This window comes from Peribacillus sp. B65, from assembly GCF_058513295.1.
Map to the genome: position 1 here is coordinate 4,886,902 of NZ_CP195840.1, position 26,333 is coordinate 4,913,234.

25 protein-coding genes are annotated in these 26,333 nt (G+C 41.7%); 5 read left to right on the plus strand and 20 right to left on the minus strand.

Annotated features, from left to right (window positions below; genetic code table 11):
- Position 1: 1 nt before the first annotated feature.
- From ACSR9O_RS23895 to ACSR9O_RS23925, 7 genes are all read right to left on the minus strand, one after another.
- Entirely contained in the window at positions 2 to 805 is an 804-nt protein-coding gene (locus ACSR9O_RS23895; RefSeq protein WP_101225717.1) for an ABC transporter permease, read from the minus strand.
- Positions 795 to 1,904: an ABC transporter ATP-binding protein gene (locus ACSR9O_RS23900; RefSeq protein ID WP_101225687.1), complete on the minus strand. Its 1,110-nt coding sequence runs from the start codon at positions 1,902 to 1,904 to the stop codon at positions 795 to 797. The genes ACSR9O_RS23895 and ACSR9O_RS23900 overlap by 11 nt, the downstream gene beginning before the upstream one ends.
- Before the next feature lie 62 nt (positions 1,905 to 1,966).
- Positions 1,967 to 2,509 carry a helix-turn-helix domain-containing protein gene (locus ACSR9O_RS23905; protein WP_230178743.1) on the minus strand — a complete coding sequence of 181 codons (543 nt, stop codon included), beginning with the start codon at positions 2,507 to 2,509 and terminating at the stop codon, positions 1,967 to 1,969.
- A gap of 663 nt (positions 2,510 to 3,172) precedes the next feature.
- A complete protein-coding gene (locus tag ACSR9O_RS23910) occupies positions 3,173 to 4,558 on the minus strand; it encodes a protoporphyrinogen oxidase (RefSeq protein ID WP_491725224.1) in 1,386 nt (461 codons plus the stop codon).
- Positions 4,559 to 4,719: 161 nt separating this feature from the next.
- Positions 4,720 to 5,244, minus strand: a complete 525-nt coding sequence (locus tag ACSR9O_RS23915; protein ID WP_101225685.1) for a GNAT family N-acetyltransferase — start codon at positions 5,242 to 5,244, stop codon at positions 4,720 to 4,722.
- Positions 5,245 to 5,363: 119 nt separating this feature from the next.
- Positions 5,364 to 7,397, minus strand: coding sequence for a Na+/H+ antiporter (locus tag ACSR9O_RS23920; RefSeq protein WP_491725225.1), 2,034 nt, complete (start codon positions 7,395 to 7,397; stop codon positions 5,364 to 5,366).
- 264 nt (positions 7,398 to 7,661) lie between these two features.
- Entirely contained in the window at positions 7,662 to 8,552 is an 891-nt protein-coding gene (locus ACSR9O_RS23925) for a diacylglycerol/lipid kinase family protein (protein ID WP_101225683.1), read from the minus strand.
- 479 nt (positions 8,553 to 9,031) lie between these two features.
- On the opposite strand from ACSR9O_RS23925, the gene yhfH (ACSR9O_RS23930) reads away from it, so the two are divergent.
- Genes yhfH (ACSR9O_RS23930) through yhfH (ACSR9O_RS23950) form a run of 5 tightly spaced genes read left to right on the plus strand, consistent with a single transcriptional unit; the run spans position 9,032 to position 9,850 of the window.
- Complete coding sequence (gene yhfH, locus ACSR9O_RS23930) at positions 9,032 to 9,166, plus strand: protein YhfH (protein WP_137017534.1); 135 nt, start codon at positions 9,032 to 9,034, stop codon at positions 9,164 to 9,166.
- Between the two features lie 43 nt (positions 9,167 to 9,209).
- Complete coding sequence (yhfH, locus tag ACSR9O_RS23935) at positions 9,210 to 9,347, plus strand: protein YhfH (protein WP_082162914.1); 138 nt, start codon at positions 9,210 to 9,212, stop codon at positions 9,345 to 9,347.
- A 29-nt stretch (positions 9,348 to 9,376) separates the two neighbouring features.
- A complete protein-coding gene (yhfH, locus tag ACSR9O_RS23940; RefSeq protein ID WP_082196596.1) occupies positions 9,377 to 9,514 on the plus strand; it encodes a protein YhfH in 138 nt (45 codons plus the stop codon).
- Between the two features lie 29 nt (positions 9,515 to 9,543).
- Entirely contained in the window at positions 9,544 to 9,681 is a 138-nt protein-coding gene (yhfH, locus tag ACSR9O_RS23945) for a protein YhfH (protein ID WP_101225681.1), read from the plus strand.
- 28 nt (positions 9,682 to 9,709) lie between these two features.
- Positions 9,710 to 9,850: a protein YhfH gene (gene yhfH / locus ACSR9O_RS23950; protein WP_072274044.1), complete on the plus strand. Its 141-nt coding sequence runs from the start codon at positions 9,710 to 9,712 to the stop codon at positions 9,848 to 9,850.
- Positions 9,851 to 9,970: 120 nt separating this feature from the next.
- Here yhfH (ACSR9O_RS23950) and ACSR9O_RS23955 read toward each other — a convergent pair whose 3' ends face one another.
- The 13 genes from ACSR9O_RS23955 to ACSR9O_RS24015 all read right to left on the minus strand — a co-directional run bounded on the left by ACSR9O_RS23955 (position 9,971) and on the right by ACSR9O_RS24015 (position 26,241).
- Positions 9,971 to 11,605, minus strand: a complete 1,635-nt coding sequence (locus ACSR9O_RS23955; protein ID WP_260359292.1) for a PucR family transcriptional regulator — start codon at positions 11,603 to 11,605, stop codon at positions 9,971 to 9,973.
- A 157-nt stretch (positions 11,606 to 11,762) separates the two neighbouring features.
- Entirely contained in the window at positions 11,763 to 11,981 is a 219-nt protein-coding gene (locus ACSR9O_RS23960; RefSeq protein WP_101225679.1) for a hypothetical protein, read from the minus strand.
- Between the two features lie 16 nt (positions 11,982 to 11,997).
- The gene (locus ACSR9O_RS23965; RefSeq protein ID WP_491725226.1) at positions 11,998 to 13,476 is read right to left on the minus strand and encodes an NCS1 family transporter; all 1,479 of its coding nucleotides are present in this window, start codon (positions 13,474 to 13,476) and stop codon (positions 11,998 to 12,000) included.
- A 42-nt stretch (positions 13,477 to 13,518) separates the two neighbouring features.
- Positions 13,519 to 14,937 (minus strand): dihydropyrimidinase, encoded by a 1,419-nt coding sequence (gene hydA, locus ACSR9O_RS23970; protein ID WP_491725227.1) that lies wholly within the window; start codon positions 14,935 to 14,937, stop codon positions 13,519 to 13,521.
- A gap of 14 nt (positions 14,938 to 14,951) precedes the next feature.
- Complete coding sequence (gene preA, locus ACSR9O_RS23975) at positions 14,952 to 16,238, minus strand: NAD-dependent dihydropyrimidine dehydrogenase subunit PreA (RefSeq protein WP_427575392.1); 1,287 nt, start codon at positions 16,236 to 16,238, stop codon at positions 14,952 to 14,954.
- A gap of 26 nt (positions 16,239 to 16,264) precedes the next feature.
- Positions 16,265 to 17,623, minus strand: a complete 1,359-nt coding sequence (locus ACSR9O_RS23980; protein WP_402945419.1) for an NAD(P)-dependent oxidoreductase — start codon at positions 17,621 to 17,623, stop codon at positions 16,265 to 16,267.
- A 711-nt stretch (positions 17,624 to 18,334) separates the two neighbouring features.
- A complete protein-coding gene (gene hflX / locus ACSR9O_RS23985) occupies positions 18,335 to 19,600 on the minus strand; it encodes a GTPase HflX (protein ID WP_491725228.1) in 1,266 nt (421 codons plus the stop codon).
- 70 nt (positions 19,601 to 19,670) lie between these two features.
- Positions 19,671 to 19,820 carry a hypothetical protein gene (locus ACSR9O_RS23990; protein WP_157831163.1) on the minus strand — a complete coding sequence of 50 codons (150 nt, stop codon included), beginning with the start codon at positions 19,818 to 19,820 and terminating at the stop codon, positions 19,671 to 19,673.
- 52 nt (positions 19,821 to 19,872) lie between these two features.
- Complete coding sequence (locus ACSR9O_RS23995) at positions 19,873 to 21,996, minus strand: heavy metal translocating P-type ATPase (RefSeq protein ID WP_491725229.1); 2,124 nt, start codon at positions 21,994 to 21,996, stop codon at positions 19,873 to 19,875.
- Positions 21,989 to 22,360 (minus strand): ArsR/SmtB family transcription factor, encoded by a 372-nt coding sequence (locus tag ACSR9O_RS24000; RefSeq protein WP_101225672.1) that lies wholly within the window; start codon positions 22,358 to 22,360, stop codon positions 21,989 to 21,991. Before ACSR9O_RS24000 ends, ACSR9O_RS23995 begins: the two co-directional genes overlap by 8 nt.
- Before the next feature lie 481 nt (positions 22,361 to 22,841).
- A complete protein-coding gene (locus ACSR9O_RS24005; protein ID WP_034304915.1) occupies positions 22,842 to 23,042 on the minus strand; it encodes a cold-shock protein in 201 nt (66 codons plus the stop codon).
- A 321-nt stretch (positions 23,043 to 23,363) separates the two neighbouring features.
- A complete protein-coding gene (locus ACSR9O_RS24010; RefSeq protein WP_230178719.1) occupies positions 23,364 to 25,058 on the minus strand; it encodes a methyl-accepting chemotaxis protein in 1,695 nt (564 codons plus the stop codon).
- A gap of 13 nt (positions 25,059 to 25,071) precedes the next feature.
- On the minus strand, positions 25,072 to 26,241 hold the full coding sequence (locus tag ACSR9O_RS24015; protein WP_260359287.1) for an ATP-grasp domain-containing protein: 1,170 nt from the start codon (positions 26,239 to 26,241) through the stop codon (positions 25,072 to 25,074).
- Positions 26,242 to 26,333 lie beyond the last annotated feature (92 nt).

Genomic DNA, 26,333 nt, shown 5'->3' on the forward strand with positions numbered 1-26,333 from the left:
TTTACACACCCTGCTTTCGGTTACCCGTTACAAACATAATCAGGAACATTATAATAATCAAAAATACCGCAATTGTGGAACCCATTCCCCAATCCTGTGTTACAAGGAAGTGCTGCTCGATAGCCGTACCTAGCGTAATGACGCGGTTACCGGCAATCAGTCTTGTAAGCATGAACAATGAAAGTGCCGGGATGAAGACTACCTGGCATCCCGTCTTTACACCATCTATCGTCAATGGAAAAATGACTCGGCGGAATGTCATCCATCTGGACGCCCCCAAGTCATTGGCCGCATCCAGAAGGGTTGGATTCATTTTATCAAGCGCATTGAATATCGGTAAGATCATGAACGGGATGAAAATATAAACCGAAACGAATATGAAGCTGAAATCGGTAAAGAGAATCTGCTGCTTTCCGATTCCTACCGCCTCCAGAAAACCATTTGCCACACCATACGTGCCAAAGATACCAATGAAGGCATAAGCCTTCAAAAGTAAATTGATCCAGGAAGGCACGATAATCAGCAAAAGCCATAGCTGCTTATGCTTGGTTTTCGTTAACAAATATGCTGTCGGATAGGCGACTAAAAGGGATATCCCCGTAATCAGGAACGCATACCAGAATGAGCTTAAAGTCATTTTTAAATATACTGGCGTAAAGAACTTTTGATAGTTAATCAAAGATAAATTGCCTTCAATATCAAAGAAGGAGTAGTAAAGGATCAACAAAATGGGTGCGATAACGAATAAAGCAATCCATAAGACATATGGTATGAAGTAAATATTACGGGATATTTTATTCTTCATGACTTTCCCCATCATGATACGCTTCCAGACGCTTATCGAATTCCTCTTCAGTTTCACCCAATCGCATGACATGGATGGATTCCGGATCGAAATACAGACCTATTTCATCCCCAACTGCCACTTTTCTCGTTGATTGGACAAGCCATTCATTTCCATCATGGTCATAGCAGCTGATTTCATAATGAACTCCGCGAAATAGCTGGGAGTCCACACGAACTTGCAGTTTCCCGCGATTGATGGAAGTAATCTCTAAATCTTCCGGGCGGATGACAATATCGACAGCCTCATTACTGTTCAATCCTTGGTCGACACATTCGAACTGTCTGCCGACGAATTCCACGAGGTAATCTTCAATCATTTTTCCTTTTACAATATTGGACTCGCCGATGAAATCGGCAACGAATCGATTCAGCGGTTCATCATAAATATCCGTAGGGGTCCCGCTTTGCTGGATTTTCCCTTTGTTAAGGACAAAAATCTCATCTGACATCGCTAATGCTTCCTCTTGGTCATGAGTGACGAAGATAAACGTGATTCCAAGCCTCTGTTGCAGCTCCCGCAATTCATATTGCATTTCTGTACGCAATTTCAAATCGAGGGCAGATAGCGGTTCATCAAGAAGGATGACTTCCGGTTCATTAACGATCGCCCTGGCAATCGCCACCCGTTGCCGCTGACCGCCGGACATTTCCCTGATCTCCCGTTTTTCATAACCCTCCAAATTAACAAAGCTGAGGGCTTCCTTCACCTTTATTTCCACTTCCGAGTTTTTCATTTTTTTAATCCGAAGACCAAATGCTACATTTTCAAACACATTTAAATGCGGAAAAAGTGCATAATCTTGAAATACCGTATTCACTTGCCTTTTATTGGCTGGCACATCATTGATCCTTTTTCCTTCAAAGTAAATATCACCTTTGGAGGCTTCCGTAAATCCGGCAATCAAACGAAGGATCGTAGTCTTCCCGCATCCGGAAGGACCCAAGAGCGTATAGAACTTCCCTCTCTCGATTTCAAAACTAACATTATCGAGAACTACCGTATCATCATCGAATTGCTTCGTAACCTGATCGAAGCGTATTATATTCCCGTTTGCCATAGCTCTTCCCTCTCTCCATTACCTTACTCATCAATTTTCAGCGATTGCATTTGATTTGAATTCTATAAGTATGATTCCGTCACCACGAGTAATAAATCGGAAGGACCTTCAAAATCATTGATGATTTGATGTTCATCTGAAGCATGAAAATAAATCGACTCCCCTGCCTTGACGAAATACGTATGTTTACCAAGCTTTACAATGACTCTTCCGTTTAATACATAGCCGAATGTTTCCGACAAGGATGGTTCAAATTGTTTGAACTCCCCCTTTTCCTGGAGAGTCAGTCGAATAGGTTCCATTTCCTTCTCATTCGATTCAGGCACGAGCCACTGGATTTGATACCCGCGTTCTTCATCGATGAAAAACGTTTGTGCCTCTTCTTCATACACTACCTTTTGGACTTGATCCTCTTCATCGAAGAACTGCTTCGGCGTGCAGCCAAGCACTTCTAAAATATTGAAAAGAGTTTCAATTGATGGGGAACTAAGATCCCTTTCCAACTGTGAAATATAACCTTTGCTTAAATCCGTTCTTTCCCCCAATTCTTCCTGGGTCAATCCTTTTTTCAAGCGAAGGTTCTTTATTTTTTTTCCAATTTGCATCATATTTACCCTCAACAGTTTACTTATAGTAAACCCACAGTAGATAAAGTTTTATATAAGTAAACTTTCAGTTTAATTTTACGAATATCATTATACAGGAAATGCCGGAAACTTCAAACTGAATTTCCAGCATGCATAAAAAATGGACTGCCACCTGGCAGTCCATTCTGATTTACTATTGGAAATGAAATGAATCAGGTATAGATAATAGGTAACCTCTCGTGAATCTTCCATTTTTTTGATGATCTTCTTTCCGTACATTGTACTAAAAAAAGATCCTCTAATATGTTTGGTAGCCTCTTCTAATCACGTTTTCAAAGAGACTCTAGGATATTATTATCATACCTGGTGTTACGATCGTGACGTTTACAAAATCGTTCTATTGATCAATTGATCTAAAGTAATCATTTCAAGGATTTAGCGGAAATGTTTTAGAAAGTATTTTTATCACCTTAATTTTAAAACTAGGCAAAAGGGTTCTAATTAAAAGGGAAAATAAAGTTGATTGGAGCGTAAGGTACGAGACTCCTGCGGGAAAAGCGCGTCCAGGGGAGACCCCGGCAAGCGAGTGCCTCGAGTGGAAATCAACGTTCCAATTTTACAAACACTCAATTTCCCTCGAGTTTATCTACAGTCTGAGACCGCCATCTGGCAGTCCCCCTTTTACAACTTCAGACATATTTCTTGTGCTTTCTTTTCCCCATCAGCAATACAATCCGGGATTCCGACACCATTGTATGAACAGCCCGCAAGTAAAACATTCGGATAACTCTCGGAGATTTTCTCCTCCAGGGATTGAACGATTTGAGGATGTTTAATATGGTAGTTCGGCATATTTTCATGCCATTTCGTCACTTCACTCGTAATTGGATTACCAGAAATGCTTAGACTGTTTTTAATGTCGCATAAAGCCACGGAGATCAATTCCTGGTTTGTAAGGGACCGTAACCGTTCATAGTCCGGACTTGAGCTTTTATAAAAAAGCCTTACCAAAAGCTGACTGTTTTCAGAAGTATGCTCCCATTTCCGGCTTGTCCAAGTACATGCATTGCAGATCAAATCACTATTATCACCTGCAATGAAACCTGTCCCGTCTTTAGGAAGCATGCTGTCCGGGATATCGAATCCAAGGTAAACGCTAATCATCGAACTATTGATCAAGCCGTCGAAGTCCTCATCCAGCTCCCGATCTCCCAATAATTTCTGGGCAACGGTATGCGGTGTACTCAACACGATAAAGTCCGTTTCGAACGTTTCACCGTTTGCCAATGAAATGATATACCCCTCATCATTTCTTCCAATTTCATTTACACGGACCCCTTTTAAAATCTTGACCATATCGAGGCTTTCCTCAATTCGTTCAACCAATGTTGATAAGCCATTTTTAAACGAAAGGAACTTCTTATTTCCCTTGCTTTGGTATTTCTGCTTATTTTCCGAAAGACCTCGTATTATACTGCCATATTGATTTTTATAATCCAGCATCTCTGGCAGTGTTTTGGCAATGGTCAATTCATTTAATTTTCCTGAGTAAACACCAGAAAGGACAGGCGATATCTGCTTTTGCACCAATTCCTTGCCTAAGAAGCTTTCAAGAAATAAGCCGATGGAGTCATTTTTCGTAAAGGTCTCATTTTTTGTATAGAAATCCTTTAAAGCGTCAACCTTGCCTTGGGCAGAAACCAGATCACTTTTCGCCAGCGACTCCAGGCTCATTGGTATTCCGAAAAGGGCATCTTCGGGGATTCCCTTCAGCATCCCGTCTGTATGGATGAATGACTTTCCCGTCGCATTATAGACAACTTGATCCTCCAGGTTCAATTCTTTAAGAAATGGTTGTATATTTTGTTTCCTGGCGACAATCGAATCAGCACCCGCTTCAATTTTAAAAGGTCCTTCGTGCACAGTCCTTATTTTACCGCCAAGCTCTTCATTTCCTTCTATTAATATCAATCGTACCGGGAGACTCCTCGCTTTAACTGTTTTTTGTAAATAATACATGGTTGATAAACCGGTAATGCCCCCACCTACGACTACGACTGTTTTCATTAGGACTACACCTCGATTAACGAATTTTGCATTAAGTAAAGTGTACCATAAGGCAGCAGGATTATTAAAAGCAGCCCTTCTAAATCACTGGTTTAATAATGAAACCTGTAACAAATTGGACAAAAAAAAGACCTCCCCTTTTGGAAAAGTCTACATGTTTGTTATTTATCCCTTACTCCATATCCTTGTTCATCGTAATCTAATCTATACTCCATTATTTCCATCAACCCGCATCTGCCTTCTTTTTGAATCCCTGTATCCTGATACCCCACTTTTGCATAAAGCGTTTTTGCAATCACGTTCATGGCGTCCACTGCCAGAATGATCGAATCCTTGTTTGGAAAAATCCCTTTTGCGAATTCCGGAAGGATTTGCAAGGCCTTCTTCGCAATCCCTTTGCCCTGATGTTTTTGATCAACAAGTAATCCACGGAGTAATATCGCTTTTTTATCGCTGGTGAAAGGGGCGATGTTTTCGCCAATGTGTAAAACGAAAAAGCCAACAGGGGTACCATCGGCCAATATTACAATAGGGTGCCTGTCGCAATCTACCCGGCAATATTTCAGTGACTCTTCCGGCAAAGCCGAAAAAGGGGTTTGTGTACCCGGTAAATAAAACTGGGAAAGCTGGTGAAGATGTTCCGGTAAATAAGGCGTTAAGGTGATGGTCTCGATTTCCATTTCCATTAAGTACAGCCTCTTTCATCAATTATTGGATACATTAATAATTCGATGCCCCTTCCGATATTTCCTTCACAAACCGGAAGGAGCACTGCCGAATTTATTGGCAGTGCTCCTTTTGTTAATCAGTGTGTATTTTCATTGATTGTCAGTGCTTCCCGTAAATTGATTTGCTGGCGGAGTATGTTGGCAACATCACGGGAGATTTGTCGTTTTTCAAACATATCCTGCACTTCGTCCCGTTCTGCCTGGATCGCTTTATAGAACAGCTCTCTTTCATATTCGACCATTTTACTCGGGGTACGGCCTCTATTTTCACGTTTGCATTTTAAAATCAACACTTTATACTCGTCTATGATCATCGAGGATGTCTTATGATTATCGGATGTAATTCCGGCTTGTATCTCTTGGATGGCAGCTTTATACATCCTGATTTTAAGATCCCTGACCTTTTCCAATCTCTCAAGATTGATTTTTCTTATTTCACTTTTATTAGGGAAAAATAATTTTAAAACCCTCAGCATACTTCTTCTGAACAGCGTTACTGACCTGAAAAAGCGGAACTTCAGTCGATTTGTTACCGCACCTTCCATACGCTGGATGTATTCCTTGCATATATACGCCGTTTCCCGGTCCACTTTTTCATCCTTAATAAGTTTATCCAAGAATCTTTGCTCTGCTTCAAGGGCCTTGAAGCGAAGATCCTTCTCTTCTTCCCTTAATGCCGCCGGTTCTTTCTCCTGTTCTACATAGGACAGTTCATTGATCTTGGTACAGTACCTGGAAATGATCGATAAAGCCGCTTCCCGGTTTTCATCTGTCATTTGGGACTCAATCACCCGAATAGCGGCTTGATGTGAGTGAATGGCAGCAGCTTTCGTTTTGTCAGACTGCTTGTCCACCACTTCCTCTTCTTCTGACCTTGCCACGATTGGAAGAAATACACTCGCAACAATAAGTGTCAGCAATATGACACCTGCTGCAATGAAAATGATTAACGAACGCTCAGGAAAAGGACTTCCATCTGCCAACACATATGGAATCGAGAACGAACCTGCTAAGGTTACAGCTCCGCGAACACCGGAAATGGTAATGATTCCAGCAGCTTTGAAGTCTGGTTTTTGGGCTCCCGCTTTTTTCGTCATCCAGCCAATCGACCAGGCAGCCGTAAGCCAAATGAATCGTAAAGCGAAGAGGAAAAGTGTAATGATCACGATATAAAGGATCACTTGTCCATTATTGAAGGCTGGATCTTGAAAGATAGTTTTCGCAACGCTTGGGATTTGCAAGCCAAGCAAAACGAATACAAGGCCATTCAATACATATAAAATGACGGACCATGTACTCTTTGAAACGACTTGAAGTTCTACAGTTGGTGATATTTCCCGATCTCGTTCAATGGCATGGACAATTCCCCCAGCCACGACTGCTAAAATCCCAGAAAGGTGGAAATGTTCCACAGCGAGGAAAATAATAAAAGGAGTTAGGATTTGGATCAGCATATGCATCGTGACGTCTTCCATCCCTAAACGGCGAAGAAATACACGAAGCCTGATAATGATGAAAGATAGTATCGCTCCACCTACAAACCCACCAATTGCAATCCATATGAAACTGAAGGTTGCGTCGACTAGGGAGAAAACACCAGTGACTGTAGCTGCAACGGCAAACTTAAAGGCAACTAAACCTGAGGCATCATTCATTAGCCCTTCGCCTTCGAGAAGGTGCATGATGCTCTTCGGTAACTTGACCCGACTCGCCAAAGCGCTTACTGCCACTACATCCGTAGGTGACAAAATGGCCGCTAAAGCGAACGCTGCCGGCAATGGTATCGAAGGGATCATCCAATTAATTAAATACCCGCCTGACCAAACCGTTATGAATACCAGGCCTAGTGCAAGCATCAAAATGGGTGCTCTCAACTTCCATAGTGCTGTTCGTGGTACATTTTTGCCATCATTGAATAATAGGGGTGCGATGAATAATAGCAAAAATAATTCCGTCTCCATCTCAACATGCATACCCAGGGGTAAAAGTGCCAATATGACACCCAGTGCTATTTGTATTAATGGTACAGGTATAAAAGGTATAAAATGGTTAATTACATTAGACACTCCAATCAATATAAGAAGCGCTAATATAACAAGAAAAAACTCCATACAAACATCAAACTTCCTCTCTCATCTATAATCATAACTATAAGCGTAACATATTTATACCCAGTCATTCATGCATTAACTATTCTAACCTGGAATCCCCCTGAATAATGATACCTTTTATAAAAGCGAAGGAGCTTACGTTGTGCACGATGAACACCGCAAACCACTCCATCAATAAGCCTTGGGTAACCGCATAGAAAAAAAAGCTGATTGGCTAACCCATGATCAGCTTTTCCCAGTAAGACAATGAACCCACATAACAAGCTATTTAGTTCCCGGGACAAAGAGACGAAGATGTTTGTGCAGTACATTTGCCTGGAAAGGAAGAAGAATGCCTTCATCTCCATCGATATTGACTGCAAGATCATCTGAAGTAGTTAAATGGAGCTTGGATGTTTTAATATATTCAACTTCGTCATTCCCCATGATCTCCCCCCTAATCAAACTGGGAATGATCTTGACGATGAGAGGAAGAGATAAATCCTTAATGATGAATGTGTGCAGCTTTCCATCATTCACTTCCGCCTCTGGTGCAAGTTGTTCGAAACCGCCGACAGAGTTAGTCATTGTTGCAATTAGTAAATGAGCCTCGCCCATCCACTTTCCCTGATCATGTTCAACCGTTAAAGGAAACGGAGTCTTTTTAATGATCGCTTTTGCTCCTTCAATGAAATATGCAAAAGAACCAAGACGGGTTTTTTGTTCAACGGTAACATTATAGGTGGCCTCTGCGATTGCCCCAACTGCCAACACATTCATGAAGTAACGGTCATTGATCTTCCCTATGTCCGATTCCTTAATATTCATATCCTTCAAAATCTCGATGGCAGCATTGGGATTCAATGGTATTCCCAAAGATCTAGCAAAATCATTGATGGTTCCTAGTGGAATGATTCCGAAAGTAGGCCGATGCTGCTGCTCGCCCAAGCCATTCACTATCTCGTTCACCGTTCCATCCCCACCCATGGAAATGACAGCATCGAACATTTCTGCACAGGCCTCCTTAGCAAAACCCGTAGCATCCCCCTCTCCTTCCGTTTTACGAACGCATACCTCATCAAAAATTTCACCAAGTGCCTTTTCCGCTTTCGGCAAAATCCTTCCTGCTTTTTCCTTACCTGAAGATGGATTGACGATAATCATCGCTTTCGACATATGCTACCTCCCATTTTTGTACTTCTACTAGCAAGTTACCTCTTTACTGTTGTATTAAAACCACACAGACAGGAACTTACACATAATCGCTGCTGCTTGAATTTTGCTGAAATTTTAGAACAAGCTCTTATATGTTACATCGACTGTGAAACAGGCATTCATTGATCACTGATTTTCCTGTTTCTCATCTGTTACATTAATGCCTATCACAACACATTGAAAATTGTCTGTCCGTTTCGTTCCCTCTTTGTTTTTTCGTTTTATAAAAAGCGTCATTTCTTCCATTTCCTACTTGCCATGAAGGTAAATTCAAAAATAAACAGATGATAATTCCCTTACCTATAGGGTTTTTAGACAATCAGCGAAAAAAATTTCGAATTTTCTGTAAAATACCTATACATTTTCCAAATTCGGGTATATACTGTATTATAACAACAAGCAAACAACAAAAACTGTACTATAAAGAGGGGGAGCGAGACATGCAAGCAAATCAATCAGATTTACTCATAATCGATTCATTTAAACATTGCCCGGAATGTGGTGAAACACATGTGGACCACTCAGATTCCTATCTGATGGAATGCGATCGCTGCCTTTCCAAACGTGAAGAATAAAGCGATCGGAAAATATATCTAACATTAAAAGGAGGAAATCATCATGCAAATGAAAAAATCCATTGAGTTTTTTAACAATATCCCTGCTAAACATTGCCCCGAGTGCGGTGACCATATTATCGAGCATGCTGAATCCTACTTAATGGAATGTGACCGCTGCCTTTCCAGACGCGAAGACTGATTAAACCATATCAAAAAGGAGGAACCATCATGCAAACTATAAATCCACTGGAATTCTTCAGGACACTGCCGCCTAAACAATGTACGGAATGCGGAACCCATATCACTGAACAAGCTGAATCCTACTTAATGGAATGTGACCACTGCCTTTCCAAACGTGAAGACTGATTAAACCATATCAAAAAGGAGGAATCATCATGCAAACCAAAAACCCATTGGAATTCTTCAGGACACTGCCGCCTAAACAATGTACGGAATGCGGAACCCATATCACTGAACAAGCTGAATCTTACTTGATGGAGTGTGACCACTGCCTTTCCAAACACGAAGACTGATTAAACCAAATCATAAGGAGGAATCATCATGCAAACTAAAAACCCATTGGAATTCTTCAGGACACTGCCGCCTAAACAATGTACGGAATGCGGGACCCATATCATTGAACAAGCTGAATCCTACCTCTTGGAATGTGACCGCTGCCTTTCCAAAAAAGATGAATATTAATATAATATGCTGACATCAAGATGTTATATAAGCCATTTTGATGTCAGCATTTACCTTGTTTTCTGCCTCCCTTTCCTTGCATTCAAAAAAGGATGTCCTTGGGACACCCTTTAGTCTTACTTATCTTCCAATATATTTGTCTACATATTTCCCTCTGATCTTCCTGCTGCTGTATTGTAAGAAGTCCAATGCAAAAATCATGAATTCTAGGCCCAGACGCTTATCTGAGCGCATAAAATCAGAACCTAGCAGTTTCTCCAATTTTTCAAGTCTATGATATAGCGTTTGCCGGACAATGAATAGTTGTTTCGATGTTTCCTGTTTAGAACCGTTACAGGCAAGGTAGGTCTTTAAGGTAGGCATTAACTCACCATTGTTTTGCTTGTCATATTCAATGACAGGACCTAAATATTCGTACACCGTTTCCTCCAGATTACCATGCTTATTTATGAGCGATATCATGCGATGCATATGTAAGTCCTGATAAAAGATGCTCCTGTTATCCTCCGGTAACGTATCCTGAAGCAGCAAAGTTTCACGGGCCGTTTCATAACTTTTATAAATCTCACTTAACCTTTGAACATGCTTACCAAACCCAATGGAAAGCAGACCCATACGATTACGCCCGCTTACATCCATTTTCATGATTCGATCCACCGCGCTTGTAACCCTTGATTTCCAATCTTCAGATGAACGATTATCACCTAAAATAAAAACAAGATGCTGATGTATTTCCATAGAAAATATCTGAAAGCCGTACTGTTCAAAAACAGTTCTAAACATTATCTTAAAATAGGTTCCATCTAATTTTGCGGAGTTTTTATTATACTTTGGGTGTTGTTTGCAAATGCAAACAATTCCGCCATCCAAATGCATTTTCGGATCAATATAGGAAAGCCTCTCCCGGATTGCTTCGTCACTATATTCACCTTCAATCCAATTTGTAAGCCATATACTTTCTTCCGACATTTTCTTTTCTTCAATATATAACTCCCTTAATAGATGCTGTGCCAATGCGGTAGCCGTTCGATCCAAAATCAGTGAATCAAAATCAGTCAACTCTCTGCCGTTGCTGCATATGAGCAATTCAGCATAATTTTCACCAAGCACTCGAATCGGCTGTCCAAGAACGGTTTTATCCATGTTCCGCTTCTCTTCGTATATGTCCGCCACCATTTGATAGGTTGTTTTTTTCTTTATTTTTGGAAAGCTGGCTATATCATTTTCATTAAAGATAAGAATAACCTGTACATTTAAATAGCTGTGGAGAAATTTTAGAATTGGTTCATAATGGTCAATTTCGAGGAGATTTTTATTTAACTGCTGGGAGTAGCTTTCTAAGTTGGAGATCATCTGATATTGTTTATTGATGATAAGGGAATGTATATCCTGCGTGATTTCTACGAAAGGGACTTCTTCATGAAATAGGATGATAGGGAATTGCCGTTCATTTGCGAGATCGATGGCACATTGCGGCACTGCCATGGTGTTGGCGCCAATCTCTATACAGAGTCCAGCTGCATCGCATTCTATTAACTGTCTTAAGTAGGATAGAAATGTGTCATCGCAGTCTTTCCACCCTAAACCGGTAGTCAGTATCAGTTCGTTTCCATTTAACAAATGGCTGATTTGTGTGACTTCCATGCAGTGGACCCACTTCACTTGACGCTTTATCCCACTTCTACCTGCAATTATATCCGTCAGATCAAAATGCTTGCGTGTTAGAATTTCCTCGATTGTAATCGATGTATTCATCCAGCCACATCCTTTTATAAAACTGCTTTAAAATCTATTATAAACGGACAACCCTTAAATCTCCAGACACTTGTCAGAAAATCTAACGTCAAAATTCTACAAAAAACTCGAACAAAAAGGGCCCATTCGTAAGGAATAGGCCCGGTACATGACGATTTCAATTCAATTTTTTTTTGAAAAGCAATGTAGAGAAGTATTTCCTTCCTTCCGGGGTTTTGATGTTCAATTGCTTCCATTCCTGCTTCGTTCCTTCAATCAGTTCAAAATCGAGAAAGGCTCCACTTAAACTTTCGGAAACCCGGGTGATTCGATATCCTCTTTCAAGTAAAAAATCGATTTGTTCCCTTTCTAAGCGATAGTCTTGATATTCGGACATTTCCTTTCCCCCTTTTTCAAACGTTCTCCTTGCCAGTCGTAAAAGCCATCTCTTCCTCAAGTTCTGGACCTTTCCCAATTATCCAATCCCTGCCGACGGAAATGCCTAAATATTTCTCATCGCTCGGATCAATGATTTCAGCTTGTTCATATCGCTTGAACCACCAATACTTAGCTAATATAAAATAACTTGCACCGCCGAGAAGAAAGCCAATAATAAACGAATAATTTGAAAAAATCGTTGCACCGATTCCTCCAATCACCCAAGAAATGATTCCTGCCCAATTCACTCCATTCAAGTATTTATACTGGCCTTCACTTTCATAGAGTTCTTGTACATTCACTCTCCGTTTACGAAGGAAATAGTAATCCGCTACCAGGATGCCGACAATGGATGCCAGGATTCCGCCTATTATTAATAAAACTTCTATTATGATGCCGAACAGGCTCCATGGCTGAACTACTATCCCAATCACCCCCGCTACAACGACTCCCGCCCAAAATGGCATTTTAGGACCCATGACATTGGAGAAAATGGTAGCTGCGGGAATGACATTGGCCGTAGTATTCGTCGACCATTGAGCAAATACGATCATGATCAAAAGGACGCCGAGGGCAATTCCACTTGCTGATCCCTGTATGGCAACTACAGGATCATAATTGGAAACAGCCATATAAGAAACCGCTCCGATAATCACCATGAACGTCTGAGTGATGGGATAGGTGATAATATTCCCAATTATTTGCCCCTTATTGCGCTTGAACCAATTTTTTTCATTTTTTGGTGCCTTTATAAAGCGGGAAAGCGTTGGCATATCTGCAGTCAACGTGCCCCAAAATCCCATATTTGCCATAATGACGACCATGAAAGCCGTTGCGGCGGCCCCGCCAGTGACCGGACTTTCAATCCAGGACCATACATCTCTTCCTTGGGCTACAGCCTGATCGGATAGGGTGAAATACATCCAGCCGGAAATTAAAATGATGACGGGCGCCGCCAAGTCGGCGAATCGTTCTATCGACTTTATTCCCATTGCCGTGTTGACTAATTGTAAAACGGCAAAAATGAGGAAGCAGATAAACCAATTATCAAAATCAAAAAGGGTTGTGAAGATAGCGTTCATTGCAGTGGCTCCAAAGTAAGTATTTAAGCCGAACCAGCATGACGCTACAAAACCGCGTACAACCGAAGGGATGTGGGTGCCAATCGTACCGAACGGCGCCCTCATATAAACAGGGAATGATATTCCATGTTCAACACCTATATCCCCTGTCATTGTCATCAAAAAGCCGAGAACCACACAGGCAATGACCGTTGCAAGAACGACCCAGCCTAAGGATAAACTTTGGACACCGTTCCCACCGATTGCGAAGGCAGCCAATACTACAGCCATGCCCACCCAAATGAAACCAAATCCGGCTGCACTTATGTTTTTCTCACTATGAGGTATAGGCAGCAAATCGGGAGACTTTAAATAATCTTTCTTATCACTCATAGAAAATCCCCCTAATTTAATTTGCAAGATTCCTTACCAAAGTTAGACTGTAAGCTTTTTCCCTGTATCCGGCTTCAGCGCCGCATTATATTTTGCCCGTTTCAGGAATTGCCCTTTTCCAGCTTCGCCTACAAATTGTTTGTCTTTAATGACGAATTGACCTCTCGATAAAACGGACACCGGTTCACCTGTAATTCCCATACCTTCAAAAGCATTATAATCTACAGCCATGTGATGGGTTTCTGCAGAAATGGCTCTTTCAACTTTCGGGTCAAAAATGACAATATCAGCATCCGAACCTACCGCTATCGTACCTTTCTTCGGGAATAATCCAAATAGCTTGGCGGCACGCGTGGATGTCATGTCGACGAATTGATTCAAGGTAATACGCTCTTTCATGACCCCTTCAGAAAAGAGGATACTCATGCGATCCTCAATCGTTGGCCCGCCGTTCGGTATTTTCGTGAAATCTTCACGTCCAAGTTCCTTCTGTCCCTTAAAATCAAAAGAGCATTGATCGGAGCCGATCGTTTGCAGCTGGCCCGTTTTCAAAGCATTCCATAGCACTTCCTGGTTTTTCTTCTCCCTTAACGGCGGGGACCATACATATTTAGATCCCTCGAAATGGGGCTTTTCAAGATAAGATTGGTCAAGAACCAGATATTGCGGACAAGTCTCCCCCCAAATATCCACCCCTTTATTTCTTGCCTCAGTAATCTTTTCAACCGCATCTTCACAGGTGACATGAACGACATAGAGCTGGCCATTTGCCATTTCCGTAAGTTTGGCAGCCCGTCCAGTTGCTTCCCCTTCAAGCTCTGGAGGCCTTGTTAATGCATGGTAAATTGGATCGGTGTTACCTTCAGCCAGCGCCTGCTTCGTAAGATAATCGATGACATCGCCATTTTCAGCATGAACCATGACAAGTGCCCCAAGTTCCTTTGCTTGCAACAGAGTGCGGTATAGCGTGGCATCATCAGCCTGAAAAACATTCTTGTAAGCCATGAACACTTTAAAGGAAGAAATCCCTTCATTATCGATGATGCTCGGCAGCTCAGCCAATACATCATCGTTAATCTCACTGATCATTAAATGGAAACCGTAATCTATGGCCGCTTTTCCAGTGGCCTTTTCATGCCATGTTTCTATCGCTTTCTTTAACGGCACCCCTTTTTCGGTCAAACAAAAGTCGATGATCGTTGTCGTGCCTCCATATGCAGCGGCAATCGTCCCCGTTTCATAATCATCCTTTGTCGTTGTCCCGCCAAACGGCATATCGAGATGTGTATGCGGATCAATGCCCCCCGGAAAAATATAAGCGCCTCTTGCATCAATGATTTCAGCCCCCTCAGCCGGGAGGTCCTTGCCAATCATTGCAATCTTCTCATTTTCAATCAATATATCGGCTTGATACGTATCTGCAGCCGTTGCAATCGTTCCATTTTTAATGATCTTCTTCATATTAGACCCCTCCATCATTTTACGAAATCAACACTTTCACTGCTTATGCCCCCAAGGAACGATTGGCGTTCATTCCACGTCATTGGCGGTAATTCATTTGTCAATTCGATCATATCGATCGCCCCATCGGCCGGACAGACGATCGAGCATAGATTACAGCCTACGCAATCTTCTTCGCGCACTCTCAAAAAGGAGCTGCCTGACGTGTCCTTGAACATATCTATACATTGATGAGAAGTATCTTCACATGCAATATGGCATTTATTGCAGTTAATGCACACATCATTATTAATGCGCGCAACGACCTTATAATTAAGATCTAAATTCCCCCAGTCGGAATAGCGCGGTACGGACTTACCGACAATATCCATCACGGAGGATATCCCTTTTTCATCAAGGTAATTGGAAAGTCCATCAATCAAGTCTTCTACTATTCTAAAACCGTGATGCATGGCAGCCGTACAAATTTGCACGCCAGTCGAACCCATCAATAAAAATTCCACCGTATCCTGCCAATTTGAAATACCGCCTATTCCGGAAATGGGAACATTGATCTTATTATTCCTTGCACACTCTGCCACCATATTCAAAGCGATCGGCTTCACAGCGGGACCACAATACCCTCCGTGAGCCCCCTTGCCGCCAACATGGGGAATCGTATTCCATGAATGGATATCCACTCCTGCCAAGCTGTTGATCGTATTGATCATGCTTATTGCATCCGCACCGCCGCGCACCGCCGCTTCAGCCGTAACCGTAATGTCGGTTATATTCGGTGTAAGCTTGACGATGACGGGTTTGGATGCAGCTTCCTTGGCCCAGTATGTTTGCTTTTCCACAAGTTCAGGAACCTGTCCCGAAGCAGCTCCCATCCCACGCTCTGCCATACCGTGCGGGCAGCCAAAGTTCAACTCGTAACCATCGACCCCTACATCTTCTATACGCTTGATGATTTCATGCCACTTTTCCTGTTGCGGCTCCACCATCACCGATGCAATGATTGCATGATCAGGGAACCTTTTCTTCGTTTCATATATTTCTTTAAGATTCACTTCAAGCGGACGATCCGTAATCAATTCTATATTGTTGAACCCGGCAACTCTCTGTCCATTAAAGCTGACCGCTGCAAAACGTGATGAGACATTCAGGATTGGGTCACCCAATGTCTTCCAAACGGCTCCTCCCCAGCCAGCTTCAAATGCGCGCTGGACTTGATAACCTGAATTAGTAGGTGGTGCTGAAGCAAGCCAAAAAGGATTGGGAGATTTAATACCTGCAAGATCAATTGATAAATCAGCCATGATAAGCCTCCTATTTTTCATAGTTATTAAGCAATATCCACCGCTTCGCCCATCAAAATCGAGTCAATTTCATAGGCTGTCTTTTTCCCTTGCTGGGCAGCTGAAACAACCATTGCCTCACCTTGGCCTTTTCCGAAGATCACGTCACCGCACGCAAAGATCTTTTCATGCGATGTCTTATAGGAATCACCATCCAATGTAACGACACCATCATCATGTTCAATGCCGAACTGTTCAATCAATCCTATATACCTGGATTGGCCTATAGCACGAATTACCCCATCGACCGGTATGACGAACTCCGACCCGGGAATTTGGACTGGACGGCGCCGCCCATCTTCCCCTGCCTCGCTAAGCACCATCTTCACGCACTCGATGCCCGTAACCTGACCTCTTTCATCCGAGAGGATCCTGGAGGGTGCAGTCAGCCAGTGAAACCCGACACCTTCTTGTTTGGCAAACTCATATTCAAAATCATAGGCTGTCATTTCCTTTTGGGTACGACGATAAATAATGCTCACCTGTTCGGCGCCCAGGCGTACAGAACAGGTTGCGGCATCGATCGCCGTGTTTCCAGCTCCAATCACCGCCATCTTCTTCCCAATGAATTTATCAGTGATTGCCCCTGTTTTCGTTGCTTTTACGAAATCGATTGCATCATAAACTTCAGCCAAATCCTCCCCTTCAATTCCAAGCTTAGGGACATCGGACATGCCGATAGCTAAAATGACCGCATCATAGTCGGCAGTCAGCTGGTTTGCGGAAACATCCACTCCGACCCGTGTATTCGTTTTAATATCAACATCCAAACTCTTTACTTGTTCAACTTCCCAATAAGAAATGCTCTGAGGCAAACGGAACGATACAATCCCGTAAGTATTTAATCCGCCTGGATTCTTTTCAGCTTCGAAAATGGTTACACTGTAGCCAAGCAAGGCTAACTCCCTTGCTGCAGACAAACCCGCGGGACCGCTTCCTACAATGGCAACTTTTTTGCCATTCTTCTTCCCGGCCTTGAATAGGGCTTGTTTATTTTGGATGGCCCAATCTGTGGAATAACGCTGGAGATTGCCAATCATGATTGGCTTTGTAGAGTGGTTCAGGACACATGCTCCCTCACATAACTCTTCAGTCGGACATACCCGAGCACAGCTGGCACCGACAGGATTGGCAGTCATGATCGTCTTGGCCGACCCTTTAAAATTACCTGAAGCTATCTTCTTAATAAAACCTGGAATATCTATTCCCGTCGGACAGGCTTGGATACATGGGGCATCATAGCAGTATAAACATCGATTCGATTCTTCCAAAGCTTCCCTTGGGGATAAACCCCTCTCCGCTTCCTGAAAGTTAATCTCTAGACCACCTTTTAACGGGCTCGTCATACTCATCCACTATTTCTCCTTCCAAACATTTATTTTTGAAAAATAAAAAGGGAGGAATTGCATGCATTTCTCTCTACTGTCCTCATATTTAAACGATTGAAATGATTGCCAACATGGTTTCCGTCAATTTATTCAACTAACAAGTCATGGCGATTTCCCAGCCAAAATTCTCTCGTTTTGTTTATTATTTTCTATCATTCTCTCACTGGTCACTCCTCTATCCCTGCTTCCTTCTAACACAAAAAGCCCCCCCTACTAATCTTAAAAAATCAAAACCTGATGATAAATCAGAGAATTGAGTATTCTTTATTTTATAATGTTGAAAAGCAAGTTACATTATACAAAGTGTAAAGTATTTCCAGATGCTAGATATGCAATATGTAATATTCATGTTATATTTCCTAACAATAAATGATAAACATCGTCATTTTTCTACATTCAAACTTACGTTTCATCATACTTCCTGATATTATTTGGATGATTTGTTCCAAAACCTACTTATCAACACTTTGTCCACATAAAAAAAAGCCCAGAAACTCAATTCAAGGTTTCCTGGGTCTTTTCACTTTTATCCACAACTTATTCACATATTATATGGCAATATTCTCTTTGTTTTTGCGGAACAGAAGCATTTTAACAAAAGTTATCCACATACGGAAATCAACTTTTCTACTTATCAACAAACCGTTAACATTTTATCAACAGGCAGGCTCATTCCGGATGAATAATGTATTGTTTATATTTCTCATAATCCGTTTTCTTGCACTCAAGCTTTATTCGATATCCATTTGCCTCATATTCAGTTTCCGTTATGTGACCATTTTCATTGAAATAGGAAACCAGCTGCCCTTGATCATATGGAATCAGCATTTCACAGTGAGTATAGTCGACAAAAATACGCTGGCGAATTTGTTCGATCAATTCCTCGATGCCGACTTTGTTTTTTGCTGACATATATACAGAGTCACGATTCACCTTAGGGATTTCCAAATCGGTAAGGTCCGCTTTGTTATAGGCAAAAATCGTCGGAATCCCTTTAATGCCTATCTCATTTAAAGTCTTATCCGTTATCTCTATTTGCTGCTCATGATTTGGATTGGAAAAGTCGACAACATGGATCAACAGATCCGCTTCCACCACTTCTTCTAGTGTTGATCGGAATGCTTTCACGAGATGATGGGGCAATTTAGACACAAATCCCACCGTATCAGTCAATAAAAATTCCTTATTATCCGGCAGCGGAATGTTTCGGACGGATGTTTCAAGCGTAGCGAACAGCATATCCTTCTCAAACACCTGCTTCTCTGCTGTTGGATGGAACATTTCGATCAAAGCATTCATGATCGAAGATTTACCTGCATTGGTATAACCGACCAAGGATACGACAGGGATGGCATTCTTTTTCCGCTGTTTCCTCTGCGTTTGCCGGTGTGCAACAAGGTCTTCCAGTTCCTTATTCAATACACTTATATTTTCCTCGATTCTCCTGCGGTCAAGCTCCAACTGCTTTTCACCTGCACCCTTGTTTGTACCGACCCCGCCACTCTGACGCCCTAATGACTCCCTCAAACCTACAAGACGCGGGAGCATATACTGCAGCTTCGCCACTTCTACCTGAAGCTGTGCTTCCTTCGTTTTCGCCCGATGCGCGAAGATGTCCAGAATCAAGATTGTCCGGTCAATCACCTTGCAATCCATGTCCCTCTCCAGATTGCGAAGTTGCGAAGGGGAGAGCTGATCATTAAAAATGACGACATTAGCTTCTTTATACTCAACGAGATTTTTTACTTCCTCGATTTTCCCGGTACCGATAAAATGTGATGAGTTCACCCGATGCAAATTTTGTGTGATGGTCCCTGCAACCTCTACCTCACATGCTTCCGTTAAATTGGCCAATTCCTCCATCGAATACTCAAAATCCCTTGAACCGTTGAGATTAACTCCAACCAAGATAGCCCTTTGCTGTATTTCCATCATTTCAAATCCTTTCCGTACATACCTTACTCCCTATATTATACTTAAACAAACCTATCATGCTGCCTAAAAGTCAGCCACATTGTAGCATACCAGACATCGCCTGCATAACGATTGCTGCCAAAGCAATATTTTTCATTGAACCTCCTTTAACTTTCAACAAAAAAATAAGAGGACCGACTGCTTTTTTCAAAGTTTCACATGAAACAATTGGAAAGTTCATAAATAAAAGCTCCCTGGTGCACCTTAAGATGCGCCAGGGAGCTTTTATTATTCTATTCTTTTATTCTCAACAACCTAAGACTGTTCAAGGTCACTAATAACGTCGCACCCATGTCGGCAAAAATCGCCATCCAAAGTGTTAACCAGCCCGGCGCTATCAATAATAAGGCCAGGATTTTAATCACCAATGAAAACGTGATGTTCTGCTTTATGATTTTTAATGTTTTGCGGCTTAAGCGGATTGTATAAGGCAGCTTCGATAAGTCATCACCCATTAAGGCGATATCGGCAGTTTCAAGGGCCGTATCCGTGCCCGCCCCGCCCATTGCAATCCCTACCGTGGAAGCTGCCAAGGCCGGAGCATCATTGACACCATCGCCTACCATGGCCACTCGATCATATTTTTGTTTCCATCGTTTGATCATGTTCAATTTATCCTGCGGCAATAGCTCCGCCTCAATCTCATGAACGCCAGCCGCCGCTCCAATTGCTTTAGCTGTTCCGATATTATCGCCAGTCAGCATGATCGTTTTTTCAATGCCCAATTCATGCAGTTTCCGAATCGCTTCCTTACTGCTTTCCCTAATTTCATCTGAAACTGCGATCAGTGCCAGGAGCTTCACTTGATCACCAAGCACCATCACCGTTTTCCCTGTATTTTGAAAGCCGCTGATTAATTTAAGCACATCCTCAGAGAACACTATACCTGGCTCTTCTTCAAAAAGATGGGGCTTACCAATGTAATAGATTTCTTGATTGATCTTCCCCTTTATGCCTTTACCGGTGATAGCAGTAAAATCCTCTACCAATAAAGAATGATAGTCCACATCGTGGTTTTCCGCCTTTTGAAGAATGGCCGTGGCAAGGGGGTGCTGTGATCTGCTTTCTAAAGCAGCAGCGATAGCCAGCACATCCTGTTCATTCAACACATCAGATAACAACTTGAAATCAGTCACTTCAGGTACGCCCTTTGTTAAAGTACCCGTTTTGTCAAACGCGATCGCCTTTAAGGCTCCTGCTTCCTCCAAATGGACCCCGCCTTTAATCAGCACACCATGTTTCGCAGCATTTCCGATAGCGGTCACGATGGCGATGGGAGTGGAAATGACCAAAGCACAAGGACAGCCGACAACCAGTACAGCCAATCCCCGGTAAATCCATTCACTCCAATCCCCGTTCATCACAATCGGGGGTAATACGGCAATGGCCAAGGCAATGAGCATGATGGCCGGCGTATAGAATTTTGCGAATTTATCCACGAAGGCTTGGGATGGGGCTTTTTCGGCCTGTGCTTCTTCAACAAGATGGATGATTTTTGCAATCGTCGTATCCTCGACTCGCTTCGTGACCTCCACTTCGAGCAGCCCTTCACCATTTAAGGTTCCGGCAAACACTTCACCCTCAACCGTTTTAAAAACCGGCTCGGATTCCCCAGTAATGGCTGCTTGATTAAGTGTCGAGGCGCCCTTCATGATCCGGCCATCCATTGCAAGCTTTTGACCCGGTTTAACGATCATGATGTCGCCCACTTCAATCTCATCAACCCCAACCATCATTTCGTGATGCCCTCTAAGGATCAAGGCTTCTTTAGGTGCGATGTTCATTAATGATTCGATGGAATTACGTGCTTTATCCATCGAATATTTTTCCAATGCCTCACTTATCGCAAATAGAATGACGACGGTAGCACCCTCGCCCCATTCACCAAGCACGGCCGCTCCGATGATGGCAACCGTCATTAGGGTGTGCATATCAAAGCGAAGCCTTACAAGGTTTTTCAATCCATTGAAAAATAATGAATATCCTCCAACTATGATCGCAGCTGCATAACCGATTACCGGCATGATGCTTCCATCAGCATATCGATTATCCAATATCCAGCTGACCAGCAATAGGATAACCGAAAACACCACTTTAATATTTTCTTTTTGCTTCCAAAATGGTTCCTTTTGCGTTACCAGTTCCTGTTCACCGCGGATCTTCAGGTTATCAAAGGCTCCCGCCTTTTCAATCTCTTCAATGGTTGCGCTGCCCTGTACCGAAATCTTCGACGCCCCAAAGTTGATTTTGGCATCATTCACACCCTCTAGTTCACGGACATTGTTCTCAAATTTAGCCGCACAATTCGTGCAGGATAGACCCTGGATACGATATGTTTTCATTGGGGACTCAGCCATCGACCCTTACCTCCTGCTGATGTTCTAACGCAATCAGAATCAATTGCTTTATATGGTGATCATCTAAAGAATAAAAAGCCAGCTTTCCTTCTTTTCGGTATTTTACGATTGCGTGTTTATAAAGGGTCCGAAGATGATGTGACGTTGTTGCCATCGAAGCACCAATGATATTGGCCAGATCGCACACACACAATTCCTCGTCCGTGCAGAGTGCATAAGCTATCTTCGCCCTATTTTCATCGCCTATAACTTTAAACAGCTTCGACATGCTGGATATATCCACCTGGCCCATTTCTACTTGAATGCGGTTAACCTTCACTTCATCATGCAGGTGAACATCACATATATCTTTCAGTTCCGTCATCTTCTCACACCTCTCATTCAAATATTCGTTTGATTATAATATAACACAATTCCCTGAATATTCAAATCTATGTTTGAATGTATAAGAATCTTTTCTCCTTCCCAAAGTTAATGAATGTGCCCTTATGTCTTTATATGTGGGCCATCGTTTTTTTGTTTCACATCGGAGTGGCTCCCCTGGAATTTTGCTGAGATGTCCCCTTTCCTATATTCAGGCAAAAAAAAGAAGGGGCATAAATTCCTTTACCCCCTTCAATCCAATGATTTCAGTAATTACCTATCGGTACCTTGATAAGTATAATATATTTAATTTAGTATTTTTTAGAAAAACTATGATATACTTAGTCAAACCTTTTTAAGCGTTTTACTTTACTTGTACCATTTACCCTGCTCATCGTTGAGCAGGGTTTTTTGTTATGTATTTTCACAAAACAAAAAAAGACAGACCCTATAACAAGGATCCGTCTTTTTTGTTTTTGAAATTATGCTTTTTGAACGTTAGAAGCTTGAGGTCCGCGTTGACCTTGTTCTACTTCAAAAGTAACTTCTTGACCTTCGTCTAAAGATTTGAAACCTTCGCTTTGGATAGCTGAGAAATGTACGAATACGTCGTCTCCGTTTTCGCGTTCGATGAATCCAAAACCTTTTTCTGCGTTAAACCATTTTACTTTACCTTGTTCCATTGTTGTTGCCTCCTAGTGCATCTAAGCACAATGTATTACTATCCTTGCTCTAAGTCATCATCGAAAACGAAAAGTAGTACTTTTAGTATCCTTAGTACCGAACAAAAATAATTAAGACTAAGCATAACATTAAATGGTAGCGATTGCAAATGGTTTGGTTAAACTTTTTTCCAGCAATTTTTAATACTCTCTCAATTCGATGAAAAAATAAGCAGTAACGAAAGTGACTCTATCTATTACACATGAACTCTTACATGCATTCATCCAAACAAAAACCTCTCGTTATAACGAAAGGTTTTTGTAGATGATTACATCAAATATTTATTTTTCGGTAATGAACTTTTCTACCATTTCTTCTAAAATCGCCGATTCATTTGCTAAATCTTGATTTTGCTCCTTCAATCCAGTCATTATGGTACTTTGTTGAATGGCAGCTGCCGAGATTTGCTCCGTCGTTGCGACTCCTTCTTCTGAAATCGCTGCAATTTCCTGAATGGATGCCAGGCTTTCATCCGAAGACTCATTGATTTTTTTCGAATGGGCGGCTAATTGTTCCGTGCCTTTCAGCAATTTCTCTACGGATTCAAATATCTTATTGAAAATCTCGCCATTGTTTTCCACTAAGGAAACACCATTTAATATATCCTGAAAACTCTCATCATTATTTTGGATGACTTTGGCTGTTTGTTCATTAATCCGCATAATGGATTCTGAAATGATATCGATGGATTCATCTGTTTGCACAGCCAATTTTTGCACCTCTTGAGCGACTACGGCAAACCCTCTGCCCGCATCCCCAGCCCGTGCCGCTTCAATGGAAGCATTCAGGGATAGCAGGTTCGTTTGAGAAGCAATCACCCTAATTAGACCAATCACTTCATTTATCTTCACTACATCCTCTTCCAGGCTCACCAAATTGGCTTTATTCGCTTGGCCGTTTTCCATGATTTTATCCATCTGGCCCGTTACATCTTGCACTTGCTTACTTCCTTGTTCAGCAAGTGTATTCGTATGCATCGTAAATTCATTCATTTCATTCGTTTGCTCGTTCATAAAACGGATTGTATCCGATAAGTCACTGATCATATTGGAAATTCGGTCAATATGATGGGCACGTTCTTCCGAAGCTTTTGCTTCTTCCGTTGTCCCCGTCACTATCTGGCCATAGGATTCCACCATCTCTTCAAAGGATTGCTGAATGGACACTGTCGTTTGATTCATCGTTTGGGCATGTTCACGGACATTCTGGATAATATGCGCCAAACTTAATCTCATATCTTCAAATCCACTTGACAGATCGCCAATCTCATCCCGTCTGACAACGGGAATCGATTTACTTAAGTCCCCTTTTGCCATTTCATTCGTGTAACCAACAAGTTCATTGACGGGTCCCGAAATCTTTTTCCCGATGACAACGGCGCATAACACACCTAATATAATGGCACTTGCCAGAAATAAGATATTATAGAATATCATTGTACTTTTCAATTCATCAATGAATTTTGCATCCATATCGATTCCGACAATCGCATCCGTTCCATCGATTGGCGTAAAGTATGACTTGTGTGTACCCCACTTATCTTTATATATTTCACTTAATACATCTTTTTTTCCATCTATCGATTTTGCCTGTTCCGGCGTGAAGGGGGATTCCACCATGTAGTCCTCGCTGCCGTTCAGGGCTACGATCATGTCGGCATCGTTCTCCCGCTTCAAAACATAAACATATTCGATTCCCTTTTTATCTTTAACAAAGGCATCCAACTCACGCTTAATCTCTTCTCCCCGTACCGAAGCCTTGTTTATCAAAGTGGGATTGAGGCTTGCTGCCAAACTGTGGGCATTTTCAGAAAGACGATCATCGAATTGCGGAAGGACATTCTCATTGATCATTTTATTAGTAATATAGGAAAAGCAAAGGCCCATGGCCCCTGCGAAAAGTACGAAAGGAATAATATAAAACAAGAATAGTTTTGCCAATAGAGATTTTTTAGGATTCAGCTTTGAAAATCTCATTTCCATGTCCCCCTTAGTTGAAAACCAGGTGTTTTATAGTCAAATATGGTATTAAATCCAAATGAAGCAATCGGAGATTTTTATTCAAATCCTCACTTCTATAAAAGATGATGGCCATGCTCCGGTCATTTGGGAAAGGAAGCTGCCTATATTCCAAAACATGTTCGAATTCATGACGAAGTCCTTCATGATCAATACGCGCAACATCTTCCAGATTTATTTCCAGTGGAACCTCTGCAAAGAAAAAGCTATATATATGATCGTCCATCTCTTCCAATATCCGATTCCAATCCGGTTTCGTTCCAGAAAAATAGTGTTCATACATATTCATTCCATAGGCATGGTAACCTAGATCCGTTGTACCCGCCCCGGCAAAACGCAAGGGATTGATTTCGATGGGTATCACCCGATTTCCTTTTTTGCGAATTTCAAAGTGTACCGGGTAATTCCTTAGTGGAAGGACCGTTTGGATATTCCCCATGAACTTCAGTGCATCATGATAGATTTCATTAATGGCCAACTTCGAAGTATAATAAATTCGATCGGAAGTATCGTAATCATCCCTGAATAGTCGCTTAAAGACATTCAAAATGACCGGTTCACCATCTTGATTGTAATAACCATCAATCGCATACTCTTCACCCTGAATCCACTCTTCTATTAAAACGGACTGGGAACCGATCACCTCTGAATCATATAATCCATCCGAATGAAGTAAATCCGCTTTAAGCTGGTTCACGGCTATATCCCAATCCAGCTCATTCTTGACTTTGTGCACCCCTACACTTGAATAGCCAATATTGGGTTTGATAACTACCGGAAACGGTATTTGATTTTTATCCAGGTCACTTATAATGGATAAATCAATATCTTGGAAAAAGAAATCAGGATATAAAGATTTCGTCAAATTTCGTACCTGACTCTTATCCTTCAATAACTTTGACCAAATGTATTCATTGCTATTCGGTTGATAATGCCCTAATAATGTTATGCCATTTTCAGAGTTTGTAAGAATTCTTTTGTCCATTTCCATGGACTTGAAAAATTCTGTATCCTTTTGAATGTTTAGCTTTTCTGATGTTAATGTGTCTCCCCATTGCCCTTGTTCCAGCACTGGAATCTGCTTTTCCTCTAACACCTTTAGAAGAATTGGCGACACAATGGACTCATTCAAAATAATCATTTTTTCCACCTAACTTATACTGTTTTTTGTATCTCCATATTTAATCGGTTAAAACCGGTAAGTTTTTAGCTTATATAGGTATTTATTATTAA

Excerpts from the sequence above, each read along its gene's own strand:
- ACSR9O_RS23895 (WP_101225717.1), bottom strand. The coding sequence starts at position 805 with ATGAAGAATAAAATATCCCGTAATATTTACTTCATACCATATGTCTTA.
- ACSR9O_RS23900 (WP_101225687.1), bottom strand. The coding sequence starts at position 1,904 with ATGGCAAACGGGAATATAATACGCTTCGATCAGGTTACGAAGCAATTC.
- ACSR9O_RS23905 (WP_230178743.1), bottom strand. The coding sequence starts at position 2,509 with ATGCAAATTGGAAAAAAAATAAAGAACCTTCGCTTGAAAAAAGGATTG.
- ACSR9O_RS23910 (WP_491725224.1), bottom strand. The coding sequence starts at position 4,558 with ATGAAAACAGTCGTAGTCGTAGGTGGGGGCATTACCGGTTTATCAACC.
- ACSR9O_RS23915 (WP_101225685.1), bottom strand. The coding sequence starts at position 5,244 with ATGGAAATGGAAATCGAGACCATCACCTTAACGCCTTATTTACCGGAA.
- ACSR9O_RS23920 (WP_491725225.1), bottom strand. The coding sequence starts at position 7,397 with ATGGAGTTTTTTCTTGTTATATTAGCGCTTCTTATATTGATTGGAGTG.
- ACSR9O_RS23925 (WP_101225683.1), bottom strand. The coding sequence starts at position 8,552 with ATGTCGAAAGCGATGATTATCGTCAATCCATCTTCAGGTAAGGAAAAA.
- yhfH (WP_137017534.1), top strand. The coding sequence starts at position 9,032 with ATGCAAGCAAATCAATCAGATTTACTCATAATCGATTCATTTAAACAT.
- yhfH (WP_082162914.1), top strand. The coding sequence starts at position 9,210 with ATGCAAATGAAAAAATCCATTGAGTTTTTTAACAATATCCCTGCTAAA.
- yhfH (WP_082196596.1), top strand. The coding sequence starts at position 9,377 with ATGCAAACTATAAATCCACTGGAATTCTTCAGGACACTGCCGCCTAAA.
- yhfH (WP_101225681.1), top strand. The coding sequence starts at position 9,544 with ATGCAAACCAAAAACCCATTGGAATTCTTCAGGACACTGCCGCCTAAA.
- yhfH (WP_072274044.1), top strand. The coding sequence starts at position 9,710 with ATGCAAACTAAAAACCCATTGGAATTCTTCAGGACACTGCCGCCTAAA.
- ACSR9O_RS23955 (WP_260359292.1), bottom strand. The coding sequence starts at position 11,605 with ATGAATACATCGATTACAATCGAGGAAATTCTAACACGCAAGCATTTT.
- ACSR9O_RS23960 (WP_101225679.1), bottom strand. The coding sequence starts at position 11,981 with ATGTCCGAATATCAAGACTATCGCTTAGAAAGGGAACAAATCGATTTT.
- ACSR9O_RS23965 (WP_491725226.1), bottom strand. The coding sequence starts at position 13,476 with ATGAGTGATAAGAAAGATTATTTAAAGTCTCCCGATTTGCTGCCTATA.
- hydA (WP_491725227.1), bottom strand. The coding sequence starts at position 14,937 with ATGAAGAAGATCATTAAAAATGGAACGATTGCAACGGCTGCAGATACG.
- preA (WP_427575392.1), bottom strand. The coding sequence starts at position 16,238 with ATGGCTGATTTATCAATTGATCTTGCAGGTATTAAATCTCCCAATCCT.
- ACSR9O_RS23980 (WP_402945419.1), bottom strand. The coding sequence starts at position 17,623 with ATGACGAGCCCGTTAAAAGGTGGTCTAGAGATTAACTTTCAGGAAGCG.
- hflX (WP_491725228.1), bottom strand. The coding sequence starts at position 19,600 with ATGATGGAAATACAGCAAAGGGCTATCTTGGTTGGAGTTAATCTCAAC.
- ACSR9O_RS23990 (WP_157831163.1), bottom strand. The coding sequence starts at position 19,820 with ATGAACTTTCCAATTGTTTCATGTGAAACTTTGAAAAAAGCAGTCGGT.
- ACSR9O_RS23995 (WP_491725229.1), bottom strand. The coding sequence starts at position 21,996 with ATGGCTGAGTCCCCAATGAAAACATATCGTATCCAGGGTCTATCCTGC.
- ACSR9O_RS24000 (WP_101225672.1), bottom strand. The coding sequence starts at position 22,360 with ATGACGGAACTGAAAGATATATGTGATGTTCACCTGCATGATGAAGTG.
- ACSR9O_RS24005 (WP_034304915.1), bottom strand. The coding sequence starts at position 23,042 with ATGGAACAAGGTAAAGTAAAATGGTTTAACGCAGAAAAAGGTTTTGGA.
- ACSR9O_RS24010 (WP_230178719.1), bottom strand. The coding sequence starts at position 25,058 with ATGAGATTTTCAAAGCTGAATCCTAAAAAATCTCTATTGGCAAAACTA.
- ACSR9O_RS24015 (WP_260359287.1), bottom strand. The coding sequence starts at position 26,241 with ATGATTATTTTGAATGAGTCCATTGTGTCGCCAATTCTTCTAAAGGTG.